The 21,217-nt window shown below is 66.5% G+C and carries 15 protein-coding genes; 9 read left to right on the forward strand and 6 right to left on the reverse strand.

The genetic code is table 11. From position 1 onward, the window contains the following. Both D6T63_RS19170 and glyA read right to left on the reverse strand, forming a co-directional pair. Complete coding sequence (locus D6T63_RS19170) at positions 1–159, reverse strand: hypothetical protein (protein ID WP_182976916.1); 159 nt, start codon at positions 157–159, stop codon at positions 1–3. After that, positions 153–1,460, reverse strand: coding sequence for a serine hydroxymethyltransferase (gene glyA, locus D6T63_RS07405; protein ID WP_328588660.1), 1,308 nt, complete (start codon positions 1,458–1,460; stop codon positions 153–155). Before glyA ends, D6T63_RS19170 begins: the two co-directional genes overlap by 7 nt. Positions 1,461–1,809: 349 nt before the next feature. On the opposite strand from glyA, the gene D6T63_RS07410 reads away from it, so the two are divergent. The 8 genes from D6T63_RS07410 to D6T63_RS07445 all read left to right on the forward strand — a co-directional run bounded on the left by D6T63_RS07410 (position 1,810) and on the right by D6T63_RS07445 (position 11,203). After that, positions 1,810–2,994, forward strand: a complete 1,185-nt coding sequence (locus D6T63_RS07410; protein ID WP_120148355.1) for an FAD-dependent oxidoreductase — start codon at positions 1,810–1,812, stop codon at positions 2,992–2,994. Further along, on the forward strand, positions 2,995–3,855 hold the full coding sequence (gene purU / locus D6T63_RS07415) for a formyltetrahydrofolate deformylase (RefSeq protein WP_120148356.1): 861 nt from the start codon (positions 2,995–2,997) through the stop codon (positions 3,853–3,855). Between the two features lie 60 nt (positions 3,856–3,915). Then, a complete protein-coding gene (locus tag D6T63_RS07420) occupies positions 3,916–4,434 on the forward strand; it encodes a gamma carbonic anhydrase family protein (RefSeq protein ID WP_120148357.1) in 519 nt (172 codons plus the stop codon). 32 nt (positions 4,435–4,466) lie between these two features. Continuing rightward, positions 4,467–5,690: an ROK family transcriptional regulator gene (locus D6T63_RS07425; protein ID WP_120148358.1), complete on the forward strand. Its 1,224-nt coding sequence runs from the start codon at positions 4,467–4,469 to the stop codon at positions 5,688–5,690. Between the two features lie 126 nt (positions 5,691–5,816). Further along, the gene (gene mmsA / locus D6T63_RS07430; RefSeq protein WP_120148359.1) at positions 5,817–7,355 is read left to right on the forward strand and encodes a multiple monosaccharide ABC transporter ATP-binding protein; all 1,539 of its coding nucleotides are present in this window, start codon (positions 5,817–5,819) and stop codon (positions 7,353–7,355) included. Positions 7,356–7,378: 23 nt separating this feature from the next. Continuing rightward, positions 7,379–8,680, forward strand: a complete 1,302-nt coding sequence (mmsB, locus tag D6T63_RS07435) for a multiple monosaccharide ABC transporter permease (protein WP_120148360.1) — start codon at positions 7,379–7,381, stop codon at positions 8,678–8,680. Between the two features lie 77 nt (positions 8,681–8,757). Further along, on the forward strand, positions 8,758–9,855 hold the full coding sequence (locus D6T63_RS07440) for a substrate-binding domain-containing protein (protein WP_120148361.1): 1,098 nt from the start codon (positions 8,758–8,760) through the stop codon (positions 9,853–9,855). A gap of 268 nt (positions 9,856–10,123) precedes the next feature. Beyond that, positions 10,124–11,203, forward strand: coding sequence for a Gfo/Idh/MocA family protein (locus D6T63_RS07445; protein WP_120148362.1), 1,080 nt, complete (start codon positions 10,124–10,126; stop codon positions 11,201–11,203). Between the two features lie 85 nt (positions 11,204–11,288). On the opposite strand, the gene D6T63_RS19500 is transcribed toward D6T63_RS07445, so the two are convergent. The 4 genes from D6T63_RS19500 to purH form a co-directional block, all read right to left on the reverse strand. After that, positions 11,289–14,366 (reverse strand): chaplin family protein, encoded by a 3,078-nt coding sequence (locus tag D6T63_RS19500; RefSeq protein ID WP_220725890.1) that lies wholly within the window; start codon positions 14,364–14,366, stop codon positions 11,289–11,291. A gap of 87 nt (positions 14,367–14,453) precedes the next feature. Next, positions 14,454–15,434 carry a hypothetical protein gene (locus tag D6T63_RS07465; protein WP_120148363.1) on the reverse strand — a complete coding sequence of 327 codons (981 nt, stop codon included), beginning with the start codon at positions 15,432–15,434 and terminating at the stop codon, positions 14,454–14,456. A 215-nt stretch (positions 15,435–15,649) separates the two neighbouring features. Next, complete coding sequence (locus D6T63_RS07470) at positions 15,650–17,872, reverse strand: NADP-dependent isocitrate dehydrogenase (RefSeq protein WP_120148364.1); 2,223 nt, start codon at positions 17,870–17,872, stop codon at positions 15,650–15,652. A gap of 178 nt (positions 17,873–18,050) precedes the next feature. Next, the gene (purH, locus tag D6T63_RS07475) at positions 18,051–19,655 is read right to left on the reverse strand and encodes a bifunctional phosphoribosylaminoimidazolecarboxamide formyltransferase/IMP cyclohydrolase (RefSeq protein ID WP_120148365.1); all 1,605 of its coding nucleotides are present in this window, start codon (positions 19,653–19,655) and stop codon (positions 18,051–18,053) included. Positions 19,656–19,809: 154 nt separating this feature from the next. Here purH and D6T63_RS07480 point away from each other — a divergent pair, with 154 nt between their 5' ends. After that, entirely contained in the window at positions 19,810–21,162 is a 1,353-nt protein-coding gene (locus D6T63_RS07480) for an MFS transporter (protein WP_120148366.1), read from the forward strand. Positions 21,163–21,217: the final 55 nt, after the last annotated feature.

Below are 21,217 nucleotides of genomic sequence, written 5' to 3' on the forward strand. Positions count from 1 at the left end.
CTAGGAGTCCTTTTCGACGTGCTGGTCCAGTTGCTCGAGCAGGAATGCCTTGCCGCGGTCGCAGCAGCCGGTGAAGCAGCATTCCTCGGTGCGGATGTCGAAGTCCGTCGACGCTGCAGCCTTCGAGCTGAGGGCGCCGGGCGGAAAGGGACCTACCACTCCTCCTGGCCCGGGTAGAGCGGGAAGTCCGCGGTGAGGGCCGTGACCCGGGCGCGGAGTGCCTCGACGTCGGGCGAGGGCTTGAGCGCGGCAGCGATGATCTCGCCGACCTCGGCGAATTCGCGTGAGCCGAACCCGCGGGTCGCAAGGGCCGGCGTTCCGATGCGGAGGCCGGAGGTGACCATCGGCGGACGGGGGTCGAACGGGACGGCGTTACGGTTCACGGTGATGCCCACCGAGTGGAGCACGTCCTCCGCCTGCTGGCCGTCGAGCGACGAATGGCGCAGGTCCACCAGGACGAGGTGGACGTCCGTGCCGCCCGTCAGGACCGAGACGCCGTGCTCGGCGACATCGCTCGCGGTGAGCCGTTCGGCGATGAGGCGTGCTCCCTCGAGGACGCGCTGCTGGCGTTCCTTGAACTCCGGCGATCCGGCGATCTTGAACGCCGTGGCCTTGCCTGCGATCACGTGCATGAGGGGCCCGCCCTGCTGTCCGGGGAAGACGTTGGAGTTGATCTTCTTCGCCCACTCCTGCTTCGCGAGGATGACGCCGGAACGGGGACCGGCGAGCGTCTTGTGCACGGTGGAAGTGACGACGTCGGAGTACGGGACAGGGCTCGGGTGCACACCCGCTGCGACGAGGCCGGCGAAGTGCGCCATGTCCGTCCAGAGGAGTGCGCCGACCTCGTCGGCGATGGAGCGGAAGGCAGCGAAGTCGAGCTGGCGGGGGTAGGCGGACCAGCCCGCGATGATAACCTGGGGCTTCTCGGCGACGGCCTGCTTGCGCACGCGGTCCATGTCGAGGCGGTGCGTGTTCTCCTCGACACCGTAGGCCGCGACCTCGTAGAGCTTGCCGGAGAAGTTGAGCTTCATGCCATGGGTCAGGTGCCCTCCGTGCGCGAGCGACAGGCCCATGATCTTGTCGCCGGGCTTGATCATCGCCGACAGGGCCGCGGCGTTCGCCTGTGCACCGGAATGCGGCTGCACGTTCGCGAACTCAGCGCCGAACAGTGCCTTCACGCGCTCGATCGCGAGGTTCTCGGCGACGTCGACGTGCTCGCAGCCGCCATAGTACCGACGTCCCGGGTAGCCCTCCGCGTACTTGTTGGTGAGCACGCTCCCCTGGGCCTCGAGGACGGCGCGCGGAGCGAAGTTCTCCGAGGCGATCATCTCGAGGGTGTCCCGCTGTCGTGCGAGCTCGTTCCGCAGAACGGCGGCGATCTCCGGGTCCACCTCGGACAGCGGCGCGTTGGTCACGGAATCTGCGGCGGTTTGGGACGGAGCCATGGGCGACGTGGTCATCGTTTGATCCTTCTCTGGGTCTCGCAAGAGGTCAGCTTGAGTCGCGGGTGGGTGGCGGATCGATCTCCGCGCCCCGGCCGCTCGTGAAAGGTGACCCGCGGCCCAGGCGTGCGATCCGTGGTCTGCACTAGAACGTCAGGGCCTCCCGGAGGATGAGCCTGGTTCCACGCCGCTCCCTGGTGGTTGCCCACCCTACGCCAGTCGCGACGCTCCCATGCTAGCCGTTCGGGAGCCCACCCCGCCACCGGGACCGGCGCCCTCCCGTTGCAGGAATAGGCGTCCTGCCCCGGCCGTTTCGCATCAGGAACGGTTCTCCGGCGGACGGCGCCGCTTCGGAAAGGTCTGGCACATGGGCGGGACAGCACGGGAAGAAACGGGCGGTGGTCCGCCGGAACGGGTACGGGTGGTCATCATCGGCGCGGGCCAGGCGGGCCTGAGCAGTGCGTACCACCTGCTCCGCCGGGGCCTGCAGGCGTATCGCGACGTCGTCGTGCTGGATGCGAATCGAGCGCCGGGCGGAGCCTGGCTCCATCGCTGGCCGGCCCTGACCTTCGACGCCGCGCACGCCCTGCACGATCTTCCCGGCTTCCCCCTGGGCGCGCCGGATCCCGAGGAGCCCGCGTCCGACGTCGTCTCCCGTTACTACGGCGCCTACGAGCGCGAGTTCGACCTCCCTGTCGTCCGCCCGGTCTCGGTGGTGCGGGTGGAGCCGGAGCACGCACGCGGGCCGGAGGACGGACAGCAGGGTGACGACGGCGGACCTGACGAGAGCGACGACGGTTCCCTGCGGGTCACCACCACCGCCGGGACCTGGATCGCCGACGTCGTGATCAGCGCGACCGGCACCTGGGACCGCCCGTACTGGCCCTACTACCGGGGACGGGACGTCTTCGCCGGCCGACAGTTGCACACGCACGATTACCGCTCGGCAACCGAGTTCGAGGGGCAACGGGTGCTCGTCGTGGGCGGGGGGACGTCCGCCGTGCAGTTCATGCTCCAGCTCCACGAGGCCGGCGCCCTTCCCCTCTGGTCCACGCGTCGTCCGCCGTCGTTCACGCGCCGCCCGTTCGACCCGGAGTGGGGCCGGGAAGTAGAGGCCGCGGTGAACGCGCGGACCAGTGCCGGCCTTCCGCCCGCGAGCGTCGTGTCGGCGACGGGCCTGTCGCTGACCGCGCAGTACCAGGCAGGGATCGACGCCGGCATCCTCGTCTCGCGCGGCGCCCTGGCCGAACTCCGGAAGCACTCGGCGGTCTTCACCGACGGGTCGGAGGAGCCTGTCGACGCCGTCCTCTGGGCCACCGGATTCCGTGCCGCGCTGGATCACCTCGCGCCCCTGCACCTGCGTGAACCGGGCGGCGGAATCCTCATGGACGGCGTGCACGTGGTGAAGGAGAGCCGGCTCCTGCTGGTCGGCTACGGTGCCTCCGCCTCGACCCTCGGCGCCTCGAGGGCCGGCCGCGCCGCGGCGGGTGCAGCAGTCCGCACGCTCCGGGGCATCGCGTCACATGACGGGGTGGCCGGTAATCTGGCGTAGGTGACCTCCCACGACGCAACCCGCTCCTACTCGCTGACGCTGTCCTGCCCCGACAGGCCCGGAATAGTCCACGGCGTGTCCGGTGCCCTCGTGGGCCTCGGCGCCAACATCACCGAGTCCCAGCAGTACGGCAGCCCCGAGACCGGCACATTCTTCATGCGCGTGGCCCTCACCACGGATGCCTCCGCGGAGGACCTTCGCGCAGCACTGCGCCCCGTGGCCGCCGAATTCGGGATGGACTGGTCGCTCGACGAAGCCGAGCGGCGCACCCGCACGCTGATCATGGTGTCCAAGGCAGCGCACTGCCTCAATGACCTGCTCTTCCAGCACCGCTCGGGCACACTCGCCATCGACATTCCCGTGATCGTGTCGAACCATCGCGACCTCGAAGATCTCGCCGCCTTCTATGGCATCGAGTTCCACCACATTCCGGTGACTCCGGAGACCAAGGACGAGGCCGAGGATGCGCTGCGCGCGCTGATGGAGCAGCACGGCATCGAACTCGTGGTGCTCGCGCGCTACATGCAGATCCTCAGCGACCGCCTCTGTGAGGACCTCCTGGGCCGGGCGATCAACATCCACCACTCGTTCCTGCCGTCCTTCAAGGGGGCCCGCCCGTACCATCAGGCCCACGCGCGGGGCGTGAAGCTCATCGGCGCCACGGCCCACTACGTCACCGGTGCTCTCGACGAGGGTCCCATCATCGAGCAGGAGGTCATCCGCGTGGACCATGCGCGAACAGCCGAGCAGCTGACGTCGATCGGGAGGGAGCTCGAGGGCCGTGCCCTCGTCCAGGCCGTGCAGTGGCACGCCGAACGCCGCGTCCTTCTCGACGGACGCAGGACTATCGTCTTCAACTGATCCGTCGCCGCCCGGATTGCACACCTGCCCGCGCGCGACGACGTCGCCTAGGCTGGCGCCATGGCTAACCACACCTTCCGCGGCAGGACTCCGAGGATCGGCGATTCCGCTTTCATCGCCCCCACCGCCTCGCTCATCGGCGACGTGACCGTCGGCGAACATGCAAGTGTCTTCTTCGGAGCCAGCGTCCGCGCCGACACGTCCTCCATCACCATCGGCGAGGGCACCAACCTGCAGGACAACGTGGTGGTGCATGCCGACCCCGGCTTCCCTGCGCACATCGGCGATCGGGTCAGTGTGGGACACAGCGCGGTGGTCCATGGGTGCACCATCGAGGACGACTGCCTCATCGGCATGAGCGCCACCGTCATGAACGGGGCTGTCATCGGTTCCGGCTCCCTCGTTGCCGCCGGCGCCGTCGTGCTGGAAGCCACCGTCATTCCGCCGCGATCCCTCGTTGCCGGTGTGCCGGCGAAGGTACGCAGGGAGTTGAACGATGACGAGGTCGAGGGCGTCAAGGACAACGCGGCCCAGTACCGGTTGCTCGCCGAGGAGTATCGTCACGCGTTAACTTCTTGACTACAAGAGGAGGCTGCGGCACCCTAGAGATCATGCCCGCAGAATCCCCCTCGACGGCGAGGACCACCTTGAGCGCCGCACCCTCCAGGCCGGGCTCCCAATCCGCGCTCCGCGAACAGAACCAGCAGCGCGTGATCGCCGCGCTGATGAGCGGCGGGCCGCAGACGCAGGCAGAACTCTCACGACAGACCGGTCTCTCGACGGCCACGGTCTCGAATCTCGTGAAGGTCATGGCCGCTACCGGGATCGTCAGCACGGCGCCGACCACGAGCTCCGGCCGGCGTGCCCTCTCCGTGATACTGAACGGCAACGGTCAGGTAGCCGCCGGCATCGATATCGGTCGCCGCCACCTGCGCGTGGTCCTTGCCAGCCCCGACTACCGCGTCCTCCAGGAAGCCTCCGTCGCCCTGCCGCTCGGGCACAGCGCCGTCGACGGCCTGGCCGCGGCGTCGGACCTCCTTGATGAACTGCTCGAGAACGGCGGCATCCACCGCCGTGCGCTCCTGGGAGCAGGCATAGGGATACCCGGGCCCATCGACCGGCGTACCGGCACCGTGGTGCAGGGCGCCATTCTGCCCGAGTGGGTCGGAATCAACATCCACGAGACGTTCAGCGAACGGCTGCAGGTCCCGGTGTTCATAGACAACGACGCCAATCTCGGTGCGTTGGCGCAGGTGACCTGGGGTCCGCACAGCGCCGTCGACAATCTCATGTTCATGAAGGTGGGCTCCGGCATCGGCTCCGGGCTGGTCCTCAACGGCTCGCTGTACTACGGCAATGTCGGCGTCACCGGGGAACTGGGCCACACCACCATCAACGAGCAGGGCGTCATCTGCCGGTGCGGCAACCGAGGCTGCCTCGAGACGGTCGCCTCGACGTCCACGATGATCGAACTGCTGAGCCGCGGGAGTAGTGAGACGGTGGATACCCAGCGCATCATCGACTGGGTCCTGGCCGGGGACACGGCGGCGCTGCGCGTGATCGACGACGCCGGTGCCGCCATCGGCCGGGCACTGGCCCACATGGCCAACCTCATCAACCCCGAGACGATCGTCATCGGCGGCCCCCTGACGAGTCTCGGGGAGATCCTGCTGGAGCCCGTCCGCCGCAGCCTGGCCCGTCACGCGGTACCGATCATCGGGGACACGACGAGTGTCTGCATGTCCTCCCTCGGCGACCGGGCGGAGGCCCTCGGAGGGGCCGCAGTCGTCCTCGCACAGCCGGGAATCTCCCTCGCACTGGCAAGCTCTGCATAAAGATTTGCTCTGTTTTCCCGGTGCTTTGCGTTCAACACTTGACGCCAAGGCACCAGAGCGTGTTCAATTCTTTTCGGGCCGAGGTTGGGCCTGCACCACGACAACGCCGTCACCGCGGGAGGCCCCATGAACAACCACACCATCCTTGAGATGCGTTCGATCACCAAGGAATTTCCGGGAGTCAAGGCCCTGTCCGAGGTTTCGCTCGAGGTCCAGGCCGGCGAGATCCACGCCATCTGCGGTGAGAACGGCGCCGGGAAGTCCACCCTCATGAAGGTGCTCTCCGGTCTCTATCCCTACGGCGACTACTCCGGTCAGATCTTCTTCCAGGGCGAGGAAGTCCAGTTCAAGGACATCCGGTCGAGCGAGGCCGCGGGCATCGTGATCATCCATCAGGAACTCGCGTTGATCCCCGAGCTGTCGATCGCGGAGAACATCTTCCTCGGTAACGAGCCCACCCGCTTCGGCGTGATCGACTGGGACTACGTCAACCGGACGACCCTGGAACTCATGGCTCGGGTAGGCCTCAGCGAGGACCCGATCACGAAGGTGAAGGACATCGGCGTCGGCAAGCAGCAGCTCGTCGAGATCGCCAAGGCGCTCAACAAATCGGTGAAGCTGCTCATCCTCGACGAGCCCACCGCGGCCCTCAACGAATCGGACTCGCAGCACCTCCTGGACCTGATGGCGGGCCTACGCTCCAAGGGCATCTCGTGCATCATGATCTCGCACAAGCTCAACGAGATCGAGCAGATCGCCGACTCGATCACCATCATCCGCGACGGCAAGGCGATCGAGACACTGCACATCAAGAACGACGGCGTCGACGAGGACCGCATCATCCGCGGCATGGTCGGCCGCTCACTGGAATCCCGCTTCCCCGACCACACGCCGAAGATCGGGGAGACCTTCTTCGAGGTTCGCAACTGGACCGTCGCGCACCCCACGGTCTCCGACCGCCTGGTCTGCAAGAATTCCAGTTTCCACGTCCGTCGCGGCGAGATCGTCGGCTTCGCGGGGCTCATGGGAGCCGGGCGGACGGAGCTCGCGCGCTCCGTGTTCGGCCGGTCCTACGGCACCTTCAAGTCGGGCCAAATCCTCATCAACGGCAAGGAAGTCACGCTGCGCTCGGTACCGCAGGCGATCAAGGCCGGTCTCGCCTACGTGACCGAGGACCGCAAGTCACTCGGCCTGAACTTGCTCGATGACATCAAGTCCACCACGGTGTCCGCGGACCTCAAGCGCATCACGCACGGGCTCGTCGTCGACCGGGACGAAGAGTTCCGTATCGCGGAGGAATATCGGAAGTCCCTGCGCACCAAGACGCCCAGTGTCAACGAGGGCGTCGCGAAGCTCTCCGGTGGGAACCAGCAGAAAGTCGTCCTCGCGAAGTGGATGTTCACGGACCCCGATCTGCTGATCCTCGACGAGCCCACCCGGGGCATCGACGTCGGGGCGAAGTACGAGATCTACGGCATCATCCAGAAACTCGCCGACCAGGGCAAGGGCGTCATCGTCATCTCCTCGGAGCTGCCCGAACTGCTCGGCCTCTCGGACCGCGTCTACACCATCTTCGAAGGCGCGATCACCGGAGAAGTAGCCCGCGAGGACGCGAACCAGGAATCCCTGATGAAACTCATGACCGCCAGCAGGAAATCTGCCTGACCGAAGCCCCTAGGAAAGACACCATGAATTCCCTCAAACAAATCTTCGGCGGAGACACCCGCCAGTTCGGGATGATCTTCGCCCTGGTCGCGCTCGTCGTGTTCTTCCAGTGGCGCACGGGCGGCAAGACGCTCACGTCCGTGAACATGATGAACCTCTTCAACGGCAACTCGTACATCCTGATCCTGGCCATCGGCATGGTGCTGGTGATCATCGCCGGACACATCGACCTCTCGGTCGGTTCGGTCGCGGCGTTCGTCGGCATCGTCGTCGCGATCGCCATGAGGGACTGGGGCATCCCCTGGTACATGGGCGCGCTGCTGGGCCTCGTCCTCGGTGCGCTCATCGGGGCCTGGCACGGCTTCTGGGTCGCCTATGTCGGCATACCGGCGTTCATCGTGACGTTGGCCGGCATGCTCCTGTTCCGCGGTGCCAACCAGTCGGTCGGCAACTCCCTCACCGTCCCGGTGCCCGAGGGCTTCCGCTACCTCGGCGCCGGGTACCTCCCCGAGGTCGGCCCGAACACGGGCTACAACAATCTCACGCTGCTGATCGGCTTCGCCCTGGTGGCGTTCGTGATCTACAACGAGATCCGCGGCCGCCGCAGGCTGGCGAAGATCCACGCCGACCTGCCCCCCACGTGGGTGCCGGTCACCAAGGTCGTCCTGCTCTCCGCCGTCATCCTCTACGCGACGTACCTGTTCGCGACGGGCCGTCCCGGCACCTCCTTCCCGGTTCCCGGGCTGATCCTCGGCGTCCTCGTCATCATCTATGCGTTCATCTCGAACAAGACGATCCTCGGACGCCACGTCTACGCGGTCGGTGGCAACCGCCACGCAGCGGAGCTCTCCGGCGTGCAGAGCAAGCGCGTGAACTTCATGGTCATGATGAACATGTCCATCCTCGCCGCCCTCGCCGGCATGATCTTCGTCGGCCGATCCACGGCCTCAGGCCCGTCCGACGGCGTCGGCTGGGAACTCGACGCCATCGCAGCCGTCTTCATCGGTGGCGCAGCCGTCACCGGTGGCGTCGGCACCGTGGTCGGCTCGATCATCGGAGGCCTCGTCATGGCCGTCCTCAACAACGGCCTCCAGCTGCTCGGCGCCGGTGCTGACGACACCCAGATCATCAAGGGCATCGTCCTGCTCGTCGCTGTTGCCTTCGATGTCTACAACAAGAGCCAGGGCAAGCCGTCGATCATCGGCCTGCTCACCAGGAACTTCGGCGGAGGCAGTGGCGGCGGCAAGTCGTCCGCCCCCACCCCGCAGCCCGCTCCCACGGAGCAGGCCGTCGGAACGAAGGAAGTCATCACCCACGATGTCTAGGCATCCGTTACTTCCGGACACCCGGACACCATGCTCCAACCCGTCCACCACAGCAAGAGCAAGAGAAAGAGAATGCAATGCGTAAGTTCGCAAAGTCCTTCGCAGCGATCGCTGCGATATCAGCACTGGCGCTGACCGGTTGCGGTCGTGAAGAAGCGGCCCCGGCCACCGAGGGCGGCGACGCCGCAGCCTCCGGCTTCGAAGCAGGATCGGCCATCGGCGTGGCACTGCCGCAGAAGACCTCGGAGAACTGGGTTCTTGCCGAGACCCTGTTCAACGACGGTCTGACCGAAGCCGGTTATGAGCCGGATGTCCAGTTCGCCAACGGCGGCGTGTCTGAGCAGCAGAACCAGATCAGCTCCATGATCACCAACGGCGTGAAGGTGCTCGTCGTCGGAGCCATCGACAGCGCTCAGCTCGGCACCCAGCTGCAGCAGGCGAAGGACGCCGGCATCACGATCCTCGCCTACGACCGCCTCCTGACCAACACGGAGAACGTCGACTACTACGTGGCATACGACAACTTCCAGGTCGGCGAGCTCCAGGGCCAGGCCCTCCTCGACGGAATGAAAGCTGCCAAGCCTGAAGGCCCGTACAACATCGAGCTCTTCGCCGGATCACCCGATGACGCCAACGCGAAGGTCTTCTTCGACGGCGCCATGAGCATCCTCCAGCCCGAGATCGACAACGGGAACCTGGTCGTGGTTTCCGGCCAGGAGACCTTCGACCAGGCCGTCACCCAGGGATGGAAGGCCGAGAACGCCCAGAAGCGCATGGACACGCTGCTGTCCGGCAACTACAGCTCCACCGAACTCGACGGCGTCCTCTCCCCCAACGACACGCTCGCCCGCGCCATCCTGACCTCGGTCGAGGGTGCAGGCAAGGCACTGCCCGTCGTCACCGGTCAGGATTCCGAGGTCGAGTCCGTCAAGCTCATCATGGAAGGCAAGCAGTACTCGACCATCAACAAGGACACGACTGCCCTCGTCGAGCACGTCATCGAGATGGTTGACAACCTGCAGGCCGGCGAAGAGGTCGAGATCAATGATCCCGATTCCTACGAGAACGGCGTCAAGACCGTTCCCGCCTACCTCCTCGAGCCACAGATCGTGACCAAGGAGAACGCTGCGGAGGCGTATGCCAACAATCCCACGCTCTCAGCACTCACGAAGTAGCACCCATTTACCCGGACTCGTCCGGCAGTAGTACCAGGAAGTGCCCCGGCTACGGTCGGGGCACTTCTTTCTTTCTCGGCTTCGTGATGTCGGTTCCTGTCCAACGTCAGGATCCCGTCCTCCTGGCAGCCCTCGTCGGCGCCCTGAAACGACCGCGGCTTGTCCGGGACCGTGCTCAACTGTCCGTGGAATGCCATCCCGCTGGCCCGAGCCGTGAACGCGAGCGTGACCGATGGACGCGGAACCAGCCAGCGGCAAGGATGGGTCCATGAACCCTCAGACCAGAATCGCCGTTCCTCCCTGCGCGGAAGCAGGAGCTCCTAGCCCCCTCGCCCCGACAGGCCGTCCCCTGAAGTGGGGTGTTATCGCGACCGGAGGTATCGCCTCGAAGGTCACCGCGGACATCGCCCTGCTCGAGGACGCTGTGCTCCACGCGGTCAGCTCCCGCAGCGCGGACAGCGCCGCGGCCTTCGCGGAGCGCTTCGGTTTCGCTACCAGCTACGGGAATGACGACGGGGTGACGGGCTACCAGCGGCTCGTGAACGACCCCGAGGTCGACGTCGTCTACATCACCACTCCGCACGGCCAGCACTACGACGTGGGGAAGGCCGCGCTCACAGGCGGCAAGCACGTCCTGTGCGAGAAGCCGTTCACCATCAACGCAGCAGAAGCGGAGGAGTTGGCTGCACTTGCTGCAGATCGCGGACTGTTCCTCATGGAAGCCGTCTGGACCCGCTTCCTGCCGAGCGTCAACCGTGCCTGGGAAATCATCCACTCCGGGGAGCTCGGCGACATCCGTTGGGTCCAGGGCGACCTCGGCTTCACCGCCCCCGATGACCCTACGAGTCGCCTGTGGGATCCGAAGGCAGGCGGTGGCGCCCTGCTCGACCTCACGGTCTACCCGCTGACCTGGGCCCTGGGGTCACTCGGATTCCCTGACTCCGTATCTGCTGTCGGAACGCTGAACAACGACGGCGTCGACCTGCAGAACGCGGTGACGCTGAGCTATGAGGGTGGAGCGTATGCCCAGCTGTCGTCGTCGTTCATCGCCTCCTGTCCAGGACAGGCAACGGTCTGCGGGTCGAAGGGCTGGCTCAAGACCGGCGGTGGCAATCTCCACAATCCCAAGGAGCTCACCGTAAAGGTTGGCCAGGGCGAAGCCCGCGTAGAGCAGTTCGAGCAGGTCGGCGCCGGGTATACCTACGAGCTACGCGAGGTGACTCGCTGCATCCAGGAAGGCCTCACCCAGAGCCCCACGATGCCCGTCAGTGACACGGTGAAAACCATGCGCCTGCTGGACGGCATCCGTGCGCAGATCGGTCTGAGCTACGCGAACGACGCAGCCTGATCGTCGATCCCACGCCGAAGGACGGGCCCCCGCAGCACTCGCTGCAGGGGACCCGTCCTTTCCTGTAGTCAGGGGCTGGTTTCGCCTAGACGCCTGACTTCGAGCGGCGTGCGGCTATCAGGCCGCCTACGCCGCTGAGCAGGAGGAGCGAACCGAACAGCAGGATCTGCTGCTCGTCGAAGCCCGTCGTAGCGAGGGTCTTCGGCGTACCGGGTGTCGACGCTGCCGGAGCCGCCGCGGGGGTGGAAACCCTCACCGAGCTGCTCGCTACGGAGACCGTACCTGTCGAAACGCCGGTGGTACTGAGGGGAACCGAACGTGGGACCGTAATTCCTGCAGGAAGCCCAGAACCCGATGTGCTGCTGTCATCCGTGTCCCCGTTACCGCCCGTTGTGGGATCGGCCGGAGTGGGCGTTGCCGGGGTTACCGGCGTCGTAGGCGTCGTCGGGGTTACCGGCGTCGTCGGGGTTACCGGCGTTACCGGGGTTACCGGCGTCGTCGGCGTCGTCGGGGTTACCGGGGTTACCGGCGTCGTCGGCGTTACCGGCGTAGTCGGCGTTACCGGCGTAGTCGGCGTTACCGGCGTAGTCGGCGTTACTGGGGTTGTCGGGCCACCGGCATCCGCACCGCACTCCGAAGCGCTGTCACCGATCAGGGTGACACCGTTGCAACTCACATTGACCGGCGCCGTGACGACGGGCGAGATGACATTCCCGTCCGCGATGCCGCCCTCGACAAGACCACCATCGGCCGAGCCACCGGTGCTGCCGCCGGTCGAGCCACCGGTGCTGCCGCCGGTCGAACCGGGCGTGCACTCCGAAGCGCTGTCACCGATCAGGGTGACACCGTTGCAACTCACATTGACCGGCGCCGTGACGACGGGCGAGATGACATTCCCGTCCGCGATGCCGCCCTCGACAAGACCACCATCGGCCGAGCCACCGGTGCTGCCGCCGGTCGAGCCACCGGTGCTGCCGCCGGTCGAACCGGGCGTGCACTCCGAAGCGCTGTCACCGATCAGGGTGACACCGTTGCAACTCACATTGACCGGCGCCGTGACGACGGGCGAGATGACATTCCCGTCCGCGATGCCGCCCTCGACAAGACCACCATCGGCCGAGCCACCGGTGCTGCCGCCGGTCGAGCCACCGGTGCTGCCGCCGGTCGAACCGGGCGTGCACTCCGAAGCGCTGTCACCGATCAGGGTGACACCGTTGCAACTCACATTGACCGGCGCCGTGACGACGGGCGAGATGACATTCCCGTCCGCGATGCCGCCCTCGACAAGACCACCATCGGCCGAGCCACCGGTGCTGCCACCAGCCGAACCGCCGGTGCTGCCGCCGGTCGAACCGCCGGTGCTGCCGCCGGTCGAACCGCCGGTGCAATCCGAAGCGCTGTCACCGATCAGGGTGACACCGTTGCAGCTCACATTGACCGGCGCTGTGACCACGGGCGAGATGACGTTCCCGTTCGCGATGCCGCCCTCGACAAGACCACCATCGGTCGAACCACCGGCGTTCTCACCAGCCGAACCACCAGCCGAACCGCCGGTGCTGCCGCCGGTTGAACCGGGCGTGCACTCCGAAGCCCTGTCACTGATCAGGGTGACACCGTTGCAGCTCACATTGACCGGCGCCGTGACCACGGGCGAGATGACGTTCCCGTTCGCGATGCCGCCCTCGACAAGACCACCATCGGTCGAACCACCAGTGTTCCCACCAGCCGAACCACCGGTGCTGCCGCCGGTCGAACCGCCGGTGCAATCCGAAGCGCTGTCACCGATCAGGGTGACACCGTTGCAGCTCACATTGATCGGCGCCGTGACGACGGGCGAGATGACATTTCCGTCCGCGATGCCGCCATCAACAAGACCGCCATCGGCCGAACCGCCAGTGTTCCCACCAGCCGAACCGCCGGTGTTCCCTCCGGTCGAGCCACCGGTGCTGCCGCCGGTTGAACCGGGCGTGCAATCCGAAGCGCTGTCACCGATCAGGGTGACATCGTTGCAGCTCACATTGACGGGCGCCGTGATGACGGGCGAGATGACGTTCCCGTTCGCGATGCCGCCCTCGACAAGACCACCATCGGCCGAGCCACCGGTGCTGCCACCAGCCGAACCGCCGGTGCTGCCGCCGGTCGAACCGGTGGACCCTGAAGTGCCCGTCGACGACGAGTCGCCGATCACGGACACCAAATTACCGGACACGTTCACCGGAGCCACGACCTCCGGAGAAACCACGTTCCCATTCAGCAGGCCCCCGTCGAGCAGGGCGCCGTCACCAGGAACCGAGACGGGAACCGGAGCAGTACCACCGGTCGAACCGGTGGACCCCGGGGTGCCCGTCGACGAGGAGTCGCCGATCACGGACACCGAATTACCGGACACATTCACCGGAGCCACGACCTCCGGAGAAACCACGTTCCCACTCAGCAGGCCCCCGTCGAGCAGGGCGCCGTCACCAGGAACCGAGACAGGAACCGGAGCAGTACCACCGGTCAGACCGGTGGACCCCGGAGTGCCCGTCGACGAGGAGTCGCCGATCACGGACACCGAATTACCGGACACATTCACCGGAGCCACGACCTCCGGAGAGACCACATTCCCATTCAGCAGACCCCCATCGAGCAGGGCGCCGTCACCAGGAACCGAGACAGGAACCGGAGCAGGAACCGAGACAGGAACCGGAGCAGGAACCGAGACAGGAACCGGAGCAGGAACCGGAGCAGTACCACCGGTCGAACCGGTGGACCCTGAAGTGCCCGTCGACGAGGAGTCGCCGATCACGGACACCGAATTACCGGACACATTCACCGGAGCCACGACCTCCGGAGAAACCACAGTCCCATTCAGTAGGCCCCCTTCGAGCAATGAACCGGCCGCCGATCCCCCGAGCAGACCACCGTCGCCGTTGCCTGGATCGACGTCCAGGCCTGCACCGAGATTGATGGAGACGTTGAGGGAACCAGCTGTTGCTTCGATGATCGAACCGCTGGTCGTGCCCAACTGAAGCGGTGTTGTGATGATGACGCCGAGGTCGGTTTCGGCCCCCGCAGTGGAGGGTGTAGGCAGGTCCGCAGCTGTCGCCGCTCCTGCTCCGAGGACGACGACGCCTCCGGCTAGAAGGACTCCGAAGAGCCCTCGCTGCACGCATGTACGCATGGTGTTCTCCTGTAGATCAAAGTGGTGTGGAGGTGCATTCAGCACCGATAGCCGTCAGCCGCGCACGAAGGCGCGGCGAGGCCACCACTAATCAGGAGATGAGCCCGGATCGAAGCTGGGGCTGGTGGGAAGGCCTGCCGTCGCAGCGCGACGGCCACGATCCGCGAACAGAACAACGACGAGAAGAGCCGATGCGCCAATAGCCGCGATCGGTGCTGAAGAACCGCCGCCGGTCATCGATGCGGCGACACCGGCGAATGAGGCGAGTGCTCCGGACAGGGGCGCTGGCCCAGTATCCGACGACGCTACGAGGTGCGTCAGGACGGGAAGATTCGCGTCGTCGAAAGACCTGAGCACCAACGACGTCTGAACTCCGAACGCCACCGCCCCGGTTACGGAGTCATCGGCGACGGCTCGGGCACTCATGAAGGCGGGGGCAATCACGGCACCGCTCAGCCGGACATCATCCATGGCGGGCGAGGTAGCCGAGTCAGGAGTCGACACGACGATCGGCGCGGCGGGCTCGACTGCTGGCTGAGGAGCCTCCGGCACAGCAACGGCGTCGGCCACCGAGCCTACGACCTCCGGTACCACGACGTCCGTGACGGGAACGACCTCAACGACCTCCGTGATGGGGGCGGTGATGGGAGCGAGGACATCGAGCACCGGCTCGGTGACGCCACCCACAACTCCGTCCACGGCCTCCATCACTGGAGCGGTTACCTCGGTAACCGTTCCGGCCGGGACGTGCTGCTGCACGATCGGCACGTGCGCGACCAATTGATCGACCGCCGTCGTCACAGGAGACAGGACCGTCGCGGCGGGCTGGGAAAGAAGCTGAGGCACCTGAACAGTGACATCGGGGATGGCTGGGATATCGGCCAGGACAGATGGGACGGCGGAGGGAGACGGCGCAACGGGGGTGGCTTCGGCAAGCGATGCTGTGATGGCCGACAGATGAGAACCGGTGGGGGCGATCGTTGCGACCACGACGCTCGTTGTCGACTCGACGAGACCGGCTCCGGCGGGATCCTGTGCGGCGGATGCGCCTGAGGTGCCGAATGCCATCCAGCCGAGTGCACCTGCTCCTGCAAGGAGTGACAGGCGCACAGTGGAAGGGAGAGACCGACGCTTTTGCATCTTCACTGCACCTTCACCCCCAGGCTGAGACCGTGGAGCAACCATAGACCGGAACCACAGGCACTGTAAATGAAAACGTCCAAACAAAATCAGCCGCTGCACCGCGCAAGCGGTACAGCGGCTGTTCGTGGTGCGTGTGGAATCTACCGGGCGAGGATCGCGAGAACCTCGGACAGCTTCGCAGAGGGACGCATGACCTGGGTGACCTTCGCGACGTCGGGGTGAAAGTATCCTCCGATGTCGGCAGGCTGACCCTGCACGGCGAGCAACTCGGACACGATGGTCTCCTCGTTACCCGTCAAGGCCTCCGCTACGCGCGCGAAACTCTCGGCCAGGTCGGCGTCCTGATCCTGCCTGGCCAACTCCTCGGCCCAGTATCGGGCGAGGAAGTAGTGGCTGCCGCGGTTGTCGAGCTCACCGACACGGCGACTGGGCGACTTGTTCTCCAGGAGGAAGGTCCCGGTTGCACGATCCAGGGTATCGGCGAGGATCTGCGCGCGGGCGTTGCCCGTCGTCGTCGCCAGGTGCTCGAAGCTGACGGCCAGGGCGAGGAATTCGCCGAGGCTGTCCCAACGAAGGTGGTTCTCCCTCACGAGCTGCTGCACGTGCTTCGGAGCAGATCCGCCGGCACCGGTCTCGAAGAGCCCGCCGCCGTTCATGAGCGGCACGACCGAGAGCATCTTGGCGCTGGTGCCGAGTTCGAGGATCGGGAAGAGATCGGTCAGGTAGTCGCGGAGGACGTTGCCGGTCACCGAGATGGTGTCGGCGCCCCGCCGAATGCGCTCGAGGGTGAAGGCCGTCGCATCGACGGGCGTCATGATCTCGAGGGTGACGTCGTCGGTGTCGTGTGCGGTCAGGTACTCGTTGACCTTCGAAATCAGGTTCGCGTCGTGCGCGCGTCCCTCGTCGAGCCAGAAGACGGCCGGCGTCGCGGAGGCGCGGGCACGGGTGACGGCGAGCTTCACCCAGTCGAGGATGGCCGCATCCTTCGTCTGGCACGCGCGCCAGATGTCGCCCGGTGCGACGTCGTGCTCGATGAGGACGGCGCCCTCGGCGTCGAGGACCTGCACTTTGCCCGGTGCCGTGATCTCGAACGTCTTGTCGTGGCTGCCGTACTCCTCGGCGGCCTGCGCCATGAGGCCCACGTTCGGAACGGTGCCCATGGTGGTCGGGTCAAAAGCGCCGTTGGCGCGGCAGTCGTCGAGCACGACCTGGTAGATCCCGGCGTAGCTGCTGTCGGGAATGACGGCGAGCGTGTCCGCTTCCTGGCCGTCGGGGCCCCACATGTGCCCGGAGCTGCGGATCATCGCCGGCATGGACGCGTCGACGATCACATCACTCGGGACGTGCAGGTTGGTGATGCCCTTGTCGGAATCGACCATCGCGATTGCCGGGCCGTCCTCCATACCCTTCGCGATGGCCTGCTGGACGCCCTCGCGGACCTCCTCGGGGAGCTTGTCGAGTCCACTGAGGATGGAGGCCAGACCGTTGTTCGGGCTGAGGCCTGCCTTGCTGAGCTGCTCGCCGTAGCTCGCGAAGAGCTCGGGCAGGAAGGCGCGGACCACGTGGCCGAAGATGATCGGGTCCGAGACCTTCATCATCGTGGCCTTCAGGTGGGCCGAGAACAACACGCCCTCGTCCTTCGCCCTGGCAACCTGCGCCTCGAGGAAACTGTTCAGCGCAGCGGCCCGCATGACCGTTCCGTCGACGACCTCGCCCGCGAGAACGGGGAAGGAGCCCTTGAGCGTGGTGACAGTTCCGTCCGCGCCGACGTGCTGGATGCTCACGGTGCCGTCGGCCGGTATGACGACGGACTGCTCGTTCGAGCGGAAGTCGTCGCTCGTCATGTGCGCGACGTTCGTCTTCGACTCGGGCGTCCACGCTCCCATGCTGTGCGGATTCTGGCGTGCGTAGTTCTTCACGGACGCAGGAGCACGGCGATCGGAATTGCCCTCACGGAGGACGGGGTTCACGGCACTGCCCTTGACCTTGTCGTAACGGGCTCGGACGTCCTTCTCCTCGTCGGTGGAGGGGTGGTCGGGATAGTCCGGCAGCGCGTAGCCCTGGCTCTGCAGCTCAGCGATGGCCGCCTTCAACTGCGGGATCGAGGCACTGATGTTCGGCAGCTTGATGATGTTGGCGTCCGGCGTCTTCGCCAGTGCGCCGAGTTCGGCGAGCGCATCCGCCATCTGCTGGTCCTCGGTGAGGCGATCGTTGAACAGCGAGATGATGCGTCCCGACAGGGAGATGTCCCTGGTCTCCACCTCGACGCCCGCCGTGGAGGCGAACGCCTCGATGATCGGGAGGAACGAGTAGGTAGCCAGCATCGGCGCTTCGTCGGTGTGGGTGTAGATGATCTTGGCCATGGGTGGCGTCTCCCTGGTGCTCGTGCGTTGTGCGGTTGGTTGGGGGTTGCCCATCGGCTCTAACCTACCGAGATCCTTCAGGCTTCGCCTAACGGCGCGGGCCCCGGAACCACGGCGTTGACGGGCGGTGTGGGCAGGTAGCCGGGCCGCATGGCCGCCCGGCTACCTGCTCGATACATCAGTGGAAGAAGTGGCGCGCGCCTGTCAGGTACAGCGTGACTCCGGCGGCGTTCGCCGCGTCGATGACCTCCTGGTCCCGGACGGAGCCACCGGGCTGGACGACGGCGCGGACACCGGCATCGAGCAGGATCTGGAGTCCGTCCGCGAACGGGAAGAAGGCGTCGGACGCCGCGACGGAGCCACGTGCCCTCTCGGTGTCGGCGAGCGAGTTGGCCCGCTCGACGGCGAGGCGGCACGAGTCCACGCGGTTGACCTGGCCCATACCCACCCCGACCGAGGCACCGTCTGCGGCGAGCAGGATGGCGTTCGACTTGGCGGCCCGACAGGCCTTCCAGGCGAAGCTGAGGTCGGCAAGGGTCTTGTCGTCCGCGGCATCACCGGCGGCGAGGGTCCAGCCCGCGGGGTCGTCCCCGTCGGCGTCGAGCGTATCCGCGACCTGCATCAGGACTCCCCCTGATACCTGGCGGAACTCGACCGGATTCCGGCCGTAGCCCTCCGGCAGCGTCAGGAGCCGGATGTTCTTCTTCTGCGAGAGGATCTCCACCGCTTCCTCCGCGAACGACGGCGCGATCACCACCTCCGTGAAGATGTCCTTCACTGCGCGGGCCATGCCTGCCGTGACCTCGCGGTTCGCGGCGATCACGCCGCCGAATGCCGACACCGGATCGCACGCGTGGGCTTTGGCGTGTGCATCGGCGATCGGGTCCTCGGAGTCCGCCGAGCCGACGGCGACGCCGCACGGGTTGGCGTGCTTGATGATCGCGACGGCGGGCTCGTCGAAGTCGAAGGCGGCGCGGAGTGCAGCATCGGCGTCGACGAAATTGTTGTAGCTCATGGCCTTGCCGTGGAGCTGGTCCGCCTGGGCAATACCCGGCGTGGCGCCCTTCTCGACGTAGAGCGCGGCCTGCTGGTGCGGGTTCTCGCCGTACCGCAGCACCTCGGACCGCTCGAGGGCGAGGCCCGCGTAGCCGGGCCAGGTGAAGCCGTCGTCGTCGGTGTCGAACTGCTCGGCGGTCCAGGAGGCGACGGCCGTGTCGTACGCCGCCGTGTGCGCGAAGGCGAGGGCCGCGAGCCGGCGTCGTGCCTGGAGGTCGAAGCCGCCCTCCTCTGCAGCGGCGACGACGTCACCGTACAGGGCGGGATCGACGACGACCGCGACCGAGGGGTGGTTCTTCGCTGCGGACCGGACCATGGCCGGCCCGCCGATATCGATCTGCTCGACGACGGCATCGGGTTCAGCACCCGAGCGCACCGTCTGCACGAAGGGGTACAGGTTCACCACCACGAGGTCGAACGCCTCGATATCGAGCTCGGCCAACTGGTCGATGTGCTCCTGGCGACGCCGGTCGGCGAGGATGCCTGCGTGCACCTTGGGATGCAGCGTCTTCACGCGCCCGTCGAGGGTCTCCTGGAATCCGGTCAGCTCGGACACCTCGGTCACCGGGACGCCCGCGGCCGCGATGCGCTGCGCCGTCGAACCGGTGGACACGATGGAGACACCCGCGCGGTGCAGGCCCTCCGCCAATTCCTCCAGACCGGTCTTGTCGAACACCGAGATCAATGCTCGGCGGATAGGGACACGGTCAAGGTGGATCAGGCTCACGCAGATCTCCGTCAGTAGAGCGTCGCTGGGGGTCGCCCACAAGTCTATAGGCCGGCTCCCGATGATCCGCGTGGTGGCGGGTGGACGGGCAGCGGGTGCCCCGATGCTTGGCGGTACAGTTCTCGCAGTACCCGGCCCCCTCCACGAAGGCATCATGAGCATCAATACGCAGCTCCCCACCGGCGACCAGGTGGTCCAGGACCTCCCCTGGCGCTGGAAGGTCCAGGGGAAGATCTTCCTCATCGGCGGCCTCGGCTTCATGTTCGATGCCTGGGACGTCACCCTCAACGCCTACCTCATCCCGCTCCTGATCGGCGACTGGGGCCTGACCTCGGGCCAGTCCGCGTGGATCGCCACGTCGAACCTGATCGGCATGGCGGTCGGCGCCTTCGCCTGGGGGTCCGTGGCAGACCTCATCGGACGCAAGCGCGCCTTCACCCTGACGCTGCTCGTCTTCTCGGTCTTCACCGTGCTCGGCGCTTTCTCGCCCGACATCGTCTGGTTCTGCATCTTCCGGTTCCTGGCAGGTTTCGGCCTCGGCGGATGCATCCCGGTGGACTACGCGCTCGTCGGCGAGTTCACCCCGCGGCGCCAGCGCGGCCGCGTCCTTACCGCGATGGACGCATGGTGGCCCGTGGGCGCGTTCCTCTGCGGAGCCGTCACGACGGCGATCGTGGCACAGACCGGCGAGTGGCGCTACGCGATGCTCGTCATGGTGCTCCCCGCCCTGCTCGTCTTCTGGGTGCGGCGCGGAGTCCCCGAGTCCCCGCTCTACCTGGTGCAGCGCGGGCGGCGCGAGGAAGCCCGGGCGGTCATCGACGACCTCGTGGCACGGACCGGCGGCGAACAGCGTGAGTGGCGCCTCCCCGATCCCGAAGAAACGCCGAAGCTGTCCATCGGCAGCATCTCCGGGCAGCTCACCGGGCTCTGGCGCTACAACTGGCGCATCACGTTGACGGCGTGGAGCCTCTTCCTGACGATCCTGCTCGTGTACTACGGCGCGCTGACCTGGATGCCGCGCATCCTCATCGCCTCGGGTTACGCGCAGTCCGTCGCGTTCATCACAACCACGTTCATGACGGGCGTCGGATTCCTCGGCGTCATCGCCGCAGCCCTGCTCGTGGAGCGCGTAGGCCGCAAGTGGCTCCTTGCGATCACGGGGCCGGGATCGGCGGCGCTCCTCGTGGTCTTCGCCCTGACGCTCGACCTTCCCGCGGTCGCGACGGCCTGGCTGCTGGCCTTCGGCTTCGTGGTGCAGGTAGCGATTCCCGTCCTCTACACCTACGTCTCCGAGCTGTACCCGACGGAACTGCGCGGCAGCGGATTCGGGTGGGCATCGACCATCTCACGCATCGGGGCGGGCCTCGTGCCGCTGATCTTCGGCAGCCTCCTCTGGCCCTACCTCGGCCTTCCGCTCACGTTCGCGCTGACGGGTGGACTCGTACTCCTTGCCGTCGTGTTCATGGCCTTCAACGCCCCCGAGACGCGGAGCGCCAAGCTGCGCTGAAGCTCGTCAGGGACCTGCAGGACGCGAAGGAGGGGTGCCGCCGTGACGGCGGCAC

The sequence above is a fragment of the Arthrobacter cheniae genome, from assembly GCF_003602275.1.
GTDB classification, from domain to species: domain Bacteria; phylum Actinomycetota; class Actinomycetes; order Actinomycetales; family Micrococcaceae; genus Arthrobacter_D; species Arthrobacter_D cheniae.